Origin of the sequence: Nonomuraea sp. NPDC049709, assembly GCF_040674815.1 — a bacterium.
Taxonomy (GTDB): domain Bacteria; phylum Actinomycetota; class Actinomycetes; order Streptosporangiales; family Streptosporangiaceae; genus Nonomuraea.
In genome coordinates this window covers 1-10,817 of the sequence record NZ_JBFANM010000157.1, presented here as the reverse complement: position 1 = coordinate 10,817, position 10,817 = coordinate 1, and the positions used below count along the sequence as shown (strand labels likewise).

5 protein-coding genes are annotated in these 10,817 nt (G+C 70.5%); 3 read left to right on the top strand and 2 right to left on the bottom strand.

Annotation, left to right across the window (positions count from 1 at the left end):
- Positions 1-145: 145 nt before the first annotated feature.
- Both AB0J69_RS60200 and AB0J69_RS60195 read right to left on the bottom strand, forming a co-directional pair.
- Positions 146-5,356, bottom strand: coding sequence for a ThuA domain-containing protein (locus tag AB0J69_RS60200; RefSeq protein WP_364137996.1), 5,211 nt, complete (start codon positions 5,354-5,356; stop codon positions 146-148).
- A gap of 203 nt (positions 5,357-5,559) precedes the next feature.
- On the bottom strand, positions 5,560-6,837 hold the full coding sequence (locus AB0J69_RS60195; RefSeq protein WP_364137994.1) for an ROK family transcriptional regulator: 1,278 nt from the start codon (positions 6,835-6,837) through the stop codon (positions 5,560-5,562).
- A gap of 243 nt (positions 6,838-7,080) precedes the next feature.
- Between AB0J69_RS60195 and AB0J69_RS60190 the strand changes: the two genes are divergently transcribed.
- From AB0J69_RS60190 to AB0J69_RS60180, 3 genes are all read left to right on the top strand, one after another.
- A complete protein-coding gene (locus tag AB0J69_RS60190; RefSeq protein WP_364137992.1) occupies positions 7,081-8,421 on the top strand; it encodes an ROK family transcriptional regulator in 1,341 nt (446 codons plus the stop codon).
- A gap of 601 nt (positions 8,422-9,022) precedes the next feature.
- On the top strand, positions 9,023-9,769 hold the full coding sequence (locus tag AB0J69_RS60185; RefSeq protein ID WP_364137990.1) for a substrate-binding domain-containing protein: 747 nt from the start codon (positions 9,023-9,025) through the stop codon (positions 9,767-9,769).
- Positions 9,693-10,700 carry a sugar phosphate isomerase/epimerase family protein gene (locus AB0J69_RS60180; protein ID WP_364137988.1) on the top strand — a complete coding sequence of 336 codons (1,008 nt, stop codon included), beginning with the start codon at positions 9,693-9,695 and terminating at the stop codon, positions 10,698-10,700. The genes AB0J69_RS60185 and AB0J69_RS60180 overlap by 77 nt, the downstream gene beginning before the upstream one ends.
- The last annotated feature ends 117 nt before the right edge of the window (positions 10,701-10,817 follow it).

Here is a 10,817-nt window from a genome sequence, read left to right as displayed (position 1 = left end):
GGGTCTAGCTCTTGCCTCCTGTTTTTGAGTGTCTTTAATCGGCCGTATGTGGGGGGGGGGGCCCGGGCCGGTGCCGCGCCCGCCCGGCCCCGGTTCTGCTGGGGCGGTGTCCCGGTCGCCTGGACCGTGGTCACCGCCGGCGCGGTCAGCCGCAGCTGAGCGCCGGGTAGGCGGCCTCGTACGACGAGGTGACCTGCTCGCCGCCGATCGTCGCGGTCCCCTTCACGGTCGCCGTGCCCGCGTCGATCTGCCCGGCCCGGCTGTTGAAGGACTGGTACGCCTGCTTGCCCGGGGCCACGCCGGCCACGGTCTTCGAACCGAACGGGGTGGTCAGCGTCACCGTCGCCGGCACGTCGGAGCCGTTGACGGCCGTGACCGCCACGTACGCCGAGGTGCCGATGCAGCGGGACGCCGCGGAGACCGTCAGCTTGACCTGCGACGAGGACGCCGAGATGGTCAGCGTCAGCGTCTTGGCCTCCTCGACGTTGCCCGCCTTGTCGGCCGAGCGGTAGCGCAGCTCGTGCTGCCCGTCGCCGGTCACGGTGACCGGTCCGGTGTAGGCGGTCCAGTCGCCGCCGTCGAGCTGGTACTCGGTCTTGTCGACCCCGCTGCCGCCGTCCTCGTCGGCGGCCGTCAGCGTGACCGAGACCGGACCGGTGAACGTGCCGCCCGCCGGCGGCTGCTCCGGATCGGTCGTCGCCGTCGTCACCGGCGCGGTCTTGTCCTCGCCAGACGCTCCCTTGGTCAGATGGAAGTAGTCGAACGTGACCGTCTTCGACGCCGACTGGTTGGTGCCGATGGTGAACACGCCGGCCTTGGCGCCGGTGGCCACCACGCTGTTCTCCACCGGCGCGGCGAGATCCGTCCAGGTCTGGCCGTCGGAGGAGTAGGAGCCGGTGAAGGTGCCGCCCTCCTTCTTCAGCCGCAGCCACCACACGCCGGTGGTGAGGTTGTTCACCTGCGGCTGTGGGTTCTGCACGGTGCCGCCGACCTCGCTGCGCAGTTCGATGCTCCGCGCCACCGTCGACCCTGCGGAGTTGGTGGTGAGGAAGTCGAGCTTCACGTAGTCGTCGTCGCCGGCGTACACCATCAGGCCGCCCTGCTGGTACTGCTCGCTGAGGGCCGAGGCGTCCACCTTGGTCTCCAGTGTCCAGTCGCCGCTCGGCGCCTTCTGCAGGATGAGGTTCTTCGGGTCGCTGTTGCCGGTCCCGTAGATGTCACCCTGCGGGGTGTCGAGCTCGAGCTTGCCGTCGCCCACGCGCGCCGCGGTGGCGTCGGGGCGCACGATCGCGTTCCAGCGGCAGGCGTCGAGCGCGGTGCCGTCGAACTCGTCGTTCGGTTCCGGCCCGGCCGCCTTGTCGTCCGGCGTGATGTGGAACCAGTCGAAGGACGCGTCCACCACCGGGTGGTTGGCCCCGGCCAGCGAGAGCAGGCCGATCTTCGGGTTGGTGATCCCGGCGAGCGACTTGGTCTGCGGCATCGCGGTGAACGTGGTGCCGTCCGAAGAGTAGTGGGCGGTGATGTCGCTGCCGTCGCTGACGAACCGCACGTACACCGTGTCGGGGTAGGCGTCCCCGAGGTTGGCCGTGTTGCTCTGCGACACCTCGTTCGGGGCGGCGTTCTCCTCCCGGATGAACTGGAAGATACGGCTGGCGTGGTCGGAACCCGAGGTCGAGCGCGCCTGCAGCACCATCTTGGCGTAGTTGTCGTCGTCGCCGTAGATGATCAGGCCCGCCTGCTGGTACGCGTCACGCGCGTCCAGCATGAGCTTGGCGGTGGCGGTCCAGGCCCCCGACGGCGCCGGCTGCACCACGATGTTCGGCGTGTTGCCGCCCGTGCCGTAGATGTCGGTGGTCGAGGTCGGGATCACGAGCTTGCCGTCCGCGACCTTGAGGTCCTGGTTCTCCCGGATGACCGACCAGCGGTCACGGTCGAGCTGGTTCCCCAGGAAGTCGTCGGAACGGCCGGTGAAGCACACCGTGGCCGGCGCGTCCACCTTGATCGGGACCTGTGCGGTGGCCGACGCGCCCTTGTCGTCGGACACGGTCACCACGGCCGTGTAGGTGCCCGGCGCGGTGTAGGTGTGGCTCGCCTCGGCGGTGGTGGGCTCCGGTGCACCGTTCACCCCGAAGTTCCACTTGTAGGTGATCGGGTCGCCTTCGGGGTCGGTGGCCGTCGCCTTGAAGTCGACCTTCAGCGGGGCTACGCCCGTCGCCGGGGTCGCCGTCGCCGTCACGACCGGATGCTGGTTGTCCGTGGCGCCCTTGCCGACGAAGTCGACCCAGTTGAAGTTGGCCAGGTAGGCGTTGTCGGCCGCGCTCGCCGGCTTGCGCACCACGAAGTACAGCGGTCCGCTTTCGATCGGTGGGCTGGTCAGGTCGAGCGTGACGTCGGTGAACGTCTGCCAGCCGCCGGTGGGTGTCACGTCGACCGAGCCGATCAGCGTGCCGGTCGTCGGGTTGCCCGCCCGGACCTGCACGGTCCCGCCGGCGCCGCCCGAGGAGGCCCGGAGCCGGATCGCGGTGACGTTCGTCAGGTTCACCGGGTCGAACGACCACCAGTCGCCGTCCTGGACGAACGCGATGTGCTGGTTGCCGCCCTGGGTGTCGGTCGTGGTCTCCGCTTGGACGCCTGCGGCGTCGGTGCCCTTGCCGTCGGCCACCCGGCCGGTCTGCGCGAAGTGCTCGGCCTGCTTGCGCTTGGGCTGCAGGATGATCTGGCCCCGCCCGGTCAGCGGTCCGGCGCCATTGGCGCCCCCATCGGTGTAGCTGGCCTCGATGGCGTAGAAGAGGTTGTCGTACTCGCCGTGGCCCGCCTGCTTAGTCTGCAGGGTGCCCTCACAGCCCATGAGCTGGTCGAGCGGGTGGGGGTGGCTGTCGTGGCCGAGGATCGCCTGGATCTTGACCTTCTCGCAGTCGATCGTGCCGTCCTCGGCGTCGGTGACGGTGACCTTGAACTTCACCTGGTCGCCGAACTCGAAGAAGGCGCCGTTCGGCGGAACGTCCACCTTGACGGTGGGACGCGTGTTGCCCGCACTGATCGACACGCTGGCGGTGGCGGTCTTGCCGTCGGGGGTCTTGACGGTCAGGACCACGCTGTAATCGCCCCCCTCCTCGTAGGTGAAGGCGGGGTTGGGGTCGGTGGAGTCGGTGTCACCGTCACCGTCGAGGTCCCAGGCGTAGGTGAGCGCCTTGCCGTCCGGGTCCCGGCTGCCCTCGCTGGAGAACTTGACCGCCAGCGGCAGGGGCCCGTCGGTCTTGTCCGCCGTGGCCCGGGCGATCGGCGGGCGGGTGCCCTTTGTGTACTCGATGCGGTAGATGCCGGAGTCGGCGTTGTCGCCGCCGAAGCCGGAGCCCCACTCGACCATGTACAGCGCGCCGTCGGGGCCGAACTTCAGGTCCATCGGCTTCTTGAACGTCAGGGAGCCGAGGATCGGGTTCATCTCGACGAGCTTGGTGCCGGTCTCGTCGACCTGGAACGACCACACCTTGTCGTTGTTCCACTCACCGAAGACCGCCTTGCCGTCCCAGTACGCCGGCCACTTCACGTCCGACTGCAGGTTCGGGTCGGAGCGGAAGACCGGGCCGCCCATCGGCGCGCCACCGCTCAGCTCCGGGAAGTTCTGCGGGTCGGCCGCGTAGTGGTACCAGATCGTCGCGGGCACCACCGGCGGCAGGCCGGCCAGGCCGTCGTTGTTCGGCGAGTCGTTGACCGGCGCGGCGCAGTTGAACGGCGACCCCGACTGCTTGGTGGCGAAGTTGTAGTCGACGTACGGGGTGTTGTTTCCGACGCAGTACGGCCAGCCGTAGTTGCCCGGCTTCGAGACGAGGTTCCACTCGACCGTGTTCTGCGGACCCCGGGTGGAGCTCGCCGAATTGGCGTCGGGGCCGTACTCGCCGAGCATGATGTTGCCCGTCTTGGGGTCGAGACCCATGCGGAACGGGTTGCGCAGGCCCATGCCGTAGATCTCCGGCTTGGTCTTCGCCGTGCCCGGCGCGAACAGGTTCCCGGCCGGGATGGTGTAGGTGCCGTCGGCCTCGGGGTGGATCCGCAGCAGCTTGCCGCTCAGGCTGTTGGTGTTGCCCGCGGTGCGCTGGGCGTCCCAGCTGGAGCGGCCCGACTGCTCGTCGATCGGCGTGTAGCCGTCGGAGGCGAACGGGTTGGTGTTGTCGCCCGTGGCCAGCCACAGATCGCCGGTCTTGGGGTCGATCACCAGGCCGCCGCCGTGGTGGCAGCACTCGGCCCGCTGCACCGGGACGTCGAGGATCCTCTTCTCGCTCGTCAGGTCCAGGGTGTCACCGGTGACGGTGAACCTGCTCAGCCGGTCGACGTTCGTCCCGGTGGGCGAGTAGTAGAGATACACCCAGTGGTTGGCGTCGAAGGCGGGGTCGAGCGCCAGCCCGAGCAGGCCGCTCTCGTTGGCGGTGAAGACGCTCAGCTTCGCCGCCGTCACCGTGCCGCCGGCCGGCTTGATGATCTTGACGTCGCCGAGCCGGTCGATGTAGAAGACCCGGCCGTCCTTGGCGACGTCCACCATCATCGGGTTCGAGGTGTTGTCGTCGAGTGTGACCTTCTCGAAGCTGGTGCTCTGCGAGGCCGAGCAGTCGGCCTTGACCGCGCCGGCGGCGGTCTGGATGCCGCCGAGCAGCAGCTTCAGGAAGTTGGGCTCGCTGTAGTTCTCCTTGAGGTGGCCGAGCCCGGTGTACCACGAACGGCCGCCGTCGTAGTCCTGACACCACGTGTTCGGGTGGTCGGCGCCCATCGTGGCGCCCGTGTAGGACTTCTCGTCCATCGACGTCAGCACGTGGACCGTGCCACGCGGGTTCGCCTGGTAGTCGTACCACTCGTCGGTGCGGGTCCAGGTCGTCGGCAGGTCCTTGGTCGACGGGTGCGCCGGGTCCTCGACCTTGACCGTGGCCTGCTGGATCGCCGGGTGCTGCTTGAAGTACGCCCCGACCAGCTTGCCGTACCAGGCCCAGTTGTACCCGCTGTCGGCGGCGGCGTGGACGCCGACGAAGCCGCCGCCACCCTGGATGTAGCGCTGGAAGGCGTCCTTCTGGTCCTGCGTGCCCAGCGGGTCGCCGGTCGTGGACATGAAGACCACGGCCTGGTACTGCGCCAGGTTCTGGTCCGTGAACAGCGCGCTGTCCTCGGTGGTGTCGACCGCGAAGTTGTTCTCCTGGCCGAGTTTCTGCACCGCAGCGATGCCCTCGGGGATCGAGTCGTGCCGGAAGCCGGTCGTCTTCGAGAAGACGAGTACCTTGAACGCGGGCTCCGCCGCCGTGGCGGCTTCGGCGCTCACGGGCGCCGCGAGGAGCGTGATGAAGGGGGCGACGATGGCTAAGGCCATCGTCATCGCGATTCGACGCCTCGGGCGTCGTCCGCGTGCTGGCAGGGCCGCGTCGAGCAGCCTGGCCCACGTTCGATGACGTGGTGACATGGAAACCCTTCCTGACCGGGGGGACGTCAGGCAAGGCGCGCGCCGCCGCGCTGTTGCCACTTGGTGGTAGCGGATATTGCGGGTGCTGGAGGGTGCCGTCTCCAGGTCTGTGGGGGCCGTCAGTAAGGTGCCGGCCTGGGTGGAGAATCCATGATCGTCGTCGGGTCGTCGATGATGTCGCTGACCACCATGCTCGCGGCGCCGCGGGAGGCGGCGCCGAAGCCGAGCGTGGAGGCGACGAATCGGCACTGGGCCGCGGGAGCGGCCACCATGAGCCGTTGCAGCTGATCCTGCGCGTGTGGCAGCAGCCACTGGGCCAGCGAGGCGAAGTAGCCGCCGATGACGATCACTCGCGGGTTGAACAGGTTGGCCAGGATCGAGCCGCCGAGCCCGAGCCACTGGCCGACCTGTGCCACCGCCGTCGTCATCCGCTGGTCGCCGGAGGCCAGGCCCCTGGCGATGTCGGCCACCCGTTCGCCCGGGTCGGGCACCGGCATGCCGGGCAGCCCGTACGCCTGCTCCGGCATGGCCGCCCGTACGAGCGCGGCCAGGCCGACCTTGGTCTCCCAGCAGCCGATGCGGCCACAGCCGCACTGGGTGCCGTGCGGGTCCACCTGCAGATGCCCGACCTCACCGGAGAAGCCGTCCGCCCCGCGCAGGAGCTCGCCGCCCAGGATGATGCCCCCGCCGACGCCGACCTCGCCCGTGAGGTACACCAGGTAGGGCGTGCCGGCGGCGACACCGGAGGTGAATTCGGCCAGCGCGGCGAGGTTCGCGTCGTTGTCCACCCGGACCGGCACGCGCAGCGGGCCGAGCACGCAGCTCAGCTGGTCGGCCAGGGGCAGCTCGTGCCAGTAGAGGTTCGGCGCGAGCGTCACGACGCCGCGGGCCACGTCCACGAGCCCGGGGACGGCCACCGCGATGCCGGCGGGTGCCGCTCCGGCCCGCCGCATCGCCTCCACCGCCTCCTTGGCCACGAGCCCGAGCCGGCGTACGGAGCTGTCCGGGCCGCTGCCCATGGCGTCGTAGACGATCCGGCGCTCGACCAGGACCCGGCCGCTGAGGTCGGTGCCGTGGACCGCGATGTAGTCGACGTTGATCTCCATGCCCAGGGCGCCGACGTGCGCCCCGTGCAGCGCCACCGCCCGTCTGGGACGCCCGACGGCTCCCACGTGCTCGACGCCGACCTCGCGGACCAGGCGCCGTTCCAGGAGCTCGGCCATGAGGTTGGAGACGGTGGCCCGATGCAGCCCGGTCGCCGCGGCGACGTCGGCGCGGGACAGGGACGTGTGGTCGCGCAGTTCGCGCAGCACCAGAGACAGGTTCGCCCGGCGCAGCGCGGCGGGACCAGCAGGCGGAGCGCCGCCCGGTGGGCGGTTGGGCGGCTTGTACGTCATGCGCACCACCCGCCCCTTTGTTTGTCTCCGAGATCAATTAATCGGAGTTGTAACACGCGAATGTCCGGCCGTGCACCCCTCACATTCGTAACGAGTTGGCATCGCTGATTTCCGTGCACTTCAGCGGCCATTCCGGCGCCAGTTACCGGAACGTTACCGAAATTGCAACCGATTTCAGCCTTGTGTCTTCAGAAGCCGCACCCCTTTAATTCGGCTAGCCATCCGCACTAATCGAGGAGGAGCGTGGACCACAACCGGGCCGACGGCCACGCGACCGACTCGGCGAGTCGCGGCGGCCCCGCGGGAGCCCCCGCGGACCAGGCCACCGTGCGCCGCTCCAACCTCGCCCTCGTGCTGCGTCACGTGAGCGCGTACGGCCCGTGCTCCCGGTCGGCCGTCGCCGTCGCGACCGGGTTGAACAAGGCCACCGTCACCAGCCTGGTGAACGAGCTGCAGGCGCGCGGGCTGGTCAAGGAGATGGGACCGCAGTACGCGGGCTCCGTCGGCCGCCCGGGTGTCGCGCTCGGCCTGGACGGCTCCCGGGTCGGCGCCCTGGGCGTGGAGGTCAACGTCGACTACATCGCCGCGATCGCCACCGACCTGGCCGGAAGAGTGCTCATCGACCGGCGCATCGGCTTCGACGCCATGGGCTCCGGCCCCGAACGCTCACTGGACGAGCTGGCCCGCATGGTCGAGAGGACCGTCGCCGACCTCGACCGGCTCGGGGTCACGCCGGCCGGGATCACCGTGGCCGTCCCCGGCCTGATCGACACCACCACCGGCACCGTCGTCGTCGCCCCGAACCTCGGCTGGCGCGGGGTGGCGGTGGCCGAGCGGCTGTCCCGAGCGGACATCGCGGGGGACATCCCCATCGCGGTGGACAACGACGCCAACCTCGCCGCCCTGGCCGAGTACACCTCGGGCGTCGCGGCGGGCACCTCCGACCTGGTCTGCCTCACCGGCGAGGTGGGCGTCGGCGGCGGCGTCATCTCCGGCGGCCGGCTCCTGGGCGGGGCGGACGGCTTCGCGGGTGAGGTCGGCCACGTCATGATCGATCCGTCCGGCGAGCGGTGCCGCTGCGGCCGCGTCGGCTGCTGGGAGACCAAAGTCGGGCTGGCCGCGCTGGTCCGCATGGCCACGCCCGACCGCGCGTACGGCACGGGCCCGCAGGTCGTCCGCGACCCGGAGGAGCGGCTGGCCGAGATCGAGCAGCGGCGAGCCGAAGGAGATCCCCGCGTCGACGCCGCCGTCGCGGAGGTCGGCCGGTGGCTCGGGATCGGAGCGGCCATGCTGATCAACCTCTTCAACCCACGGGTGATCGTGCTGGGCGGCTACTTCGCCCGGCTCGCCGACCCGCTCATCCCCGCGGCGCAGCGGGAGCTGACCCGCACGGGCATGAGCGACGCCGTCGAGCGCTGCCGGTTCGCCGCCTCCGACCTCGGCTTCGGCGCCGCCTCACGTGGAGCGGCCGGAGTCGTCGTCGAACGAGCACTGTCCGACCCCACCAGCATCTCCATCCGAATGTCTCCGGCCATCGGGGTGATCGGGGGAACCCCGACGGCCTGGTCGCCCCGCTCACCCTGACCCGCGCGCCCGCCACGCGGTCCCGACCCGCCCCCGCCCCTGAACACCCCGTCCGCCTGACCGTCCCGTTCCGCACCGCCTCGGCACAATCCGCGTGCCGCGGCCATGGCGTTTGCCGTCAGGCGGACGGGCACCGCCGTGCCCTTACCCTGCCGTGCCTTTCCTGACCAGTGCCCATTTCCACCCTGTGCCCTTTCCACCCCGTGCCCTTTTCCGCCCAGAACGTCCCGCCCGCCTGATCGGCCGTCCGAGCCGCACCGGCACCGTTGACGCCGACCTCGGTGCTACCGCGGTGGTGCCAACCGGCGCCGTCAGGCGGGCGGGGCACGGCCACGCCGAACCGAGGGAGGCCCCTGTGCCGCGGTCACCGTCCGGCTCCTCATCCCTGCTCGCGATGAGCCGGAGAAGTGCACCGCCCGCTCGGCCTGGAACGGTGCCGCCTCCGATGCAGCAGCGCATGACTGAGGTTGATCAGGCCGCGCCGGCCGGTCCGCGCTTGACGGCGGCGGGACCCGGCGGGTGGTTCGGCCGAAGCCTCAAGACGCGCACCTGACACCAGAGCCGGATCGTCACCCTTCCGGCTTCAGCAAGGAGAGAACAGATGGACAAGAACGTCGCCCGGCGCGGCTTCCTCTTCGGCGGCGCCGCCCTCGGCGCGGGCGCCCTCGTCAGCGCCTGCACCAGTAACGAGCCGGCCGCCACCCCGCAGGCGGCGCAGGCGAGCGGGCCGGCCGCCGCTCCCTCGGCGAACAGCGGCAACGACACCCCCGGCGAGAAGGTCGTCATCGGCTTCTCGGCCCCGGCCGCCGACCACGGCTGGATCGCCGCCATCAGCAAGAACGCGGCGGAAGCGGTCAAGCAGTACTCCGACGTCGAGTTCAAGCCGGTCGAGCCGACCAACGACATCAACCAGCAGATCTCGGCGGTGGAGTCGCTGATCCAGGCGAAGGTCAACGTGCTGGTGATCCTGCCGAACGACGGCCAGCGGCTCCGGCCCCCTTCCCAGGCGTGGCGCAGCATGGTCGCCCAGCGCCGGGCACGGATTCCGGCGGGTGCGGGTCACCGAGCCGGCCACCCGTACGCCGGGGCGTGGTGGCCGCCGCGCCACGGCCCGGGCTACGAGAACGCCTTCGTCCATGAGATGAAGGACTTCCTGGAGACGATTGCCGCCGCACCTATCCCGCTCCGCCCTTCGAGGGCGGTCTGCGGGTGCCGGCGGCCGTCGAGCAGAGCGCGGCTGAGGGCAGCCGCTTCACGACTGTGGAGGATTCATGACAAGACCGGTCACGTTGTTCACCGGGCAGTGGGCGGACCTTCCGTTCGAGGAGGTCTGCCGGCTGGCTTCTGAATGGGGCTACGACGGCCTGGAGATCGCCTGCTGGGGCGACCACTTCGAGGTCGACAAGGCCATCGCGGACGACTCCTACGTCGAACGCAAGAAGGAGACCCTGGCCAAGTACAACCTCGGGGTGTGGACGATCTCCAACCACCTGGTCGGCCAGGCGGTCTGCGACCACCCCATCGACGAGCGGCACAAGGGCATCCTGCCCGCCCGCATCTGGGGCGACGGCGAGCCCGAAGGCGTACGGCAGCGCGCCGCCGAAGAGATCAAGGACACCGCCCGGGCGGCGGCCGCACTCGGCGTCACGACCGTCGTCGGCTTCACCGGCTCGTCGATCTGGCACACGCTGGCGATGTTCCCGCCGGTGCCGCCGTCGATGATCGAGGCGGGGTACGCCGACTTCGCCGACCGGTGGAACCCGATCCTCGACGTCTTCGACGAGGTGGGCGTGCGCTTCGCCCACGAGGTGCACCCCAGCGAGATCGCCTACGACTACCACACCACGGTGCGCACGCTGGAGGCCATCGGGCACCGGCCGGCCTTCGGCCTGAACTGGGACCCCTCGCACATGGTGTGGCAGGACCTGGACCCGGCGAACTTCATCCTCGACTTCGCCGACCGGATCTACCACGTGGACTGCAAGGACGCCCGGGTGGCCACTCGCGACGGACGGCGCGGCCGCCTGTCCTCCCACCTGGCCTGGGCCGACCCCCGGCGCGGCTGGGACTTCGTGTCCACCGGCCGGGGCGACGTGCCGTGGGAGGCGTGCTTCCGGGCGCTCAACCACATCGGCTACGACGGCCCGATCTCCATCGAGTGGGAGGACGCGGGCATGGACCGGCTGCACGGCGCGCCGGAGTCCCTCGCCTACATCCGCTCGCTCAACGCCATCACCCCGCCGGCCGCCGCCTTCGACGCCGCCTTCTCCTCCGAGTAACCCCGTCACGCTCCGGGCGGGGGGCCCCCCCGGGGCGCCCCCCCCCCCCCACCCCCCCCCCCGGGGCAAACCCCCCGGGGCACCCCCCCCCCCGCGGCCCCAAGCGAGAGGGGGCCC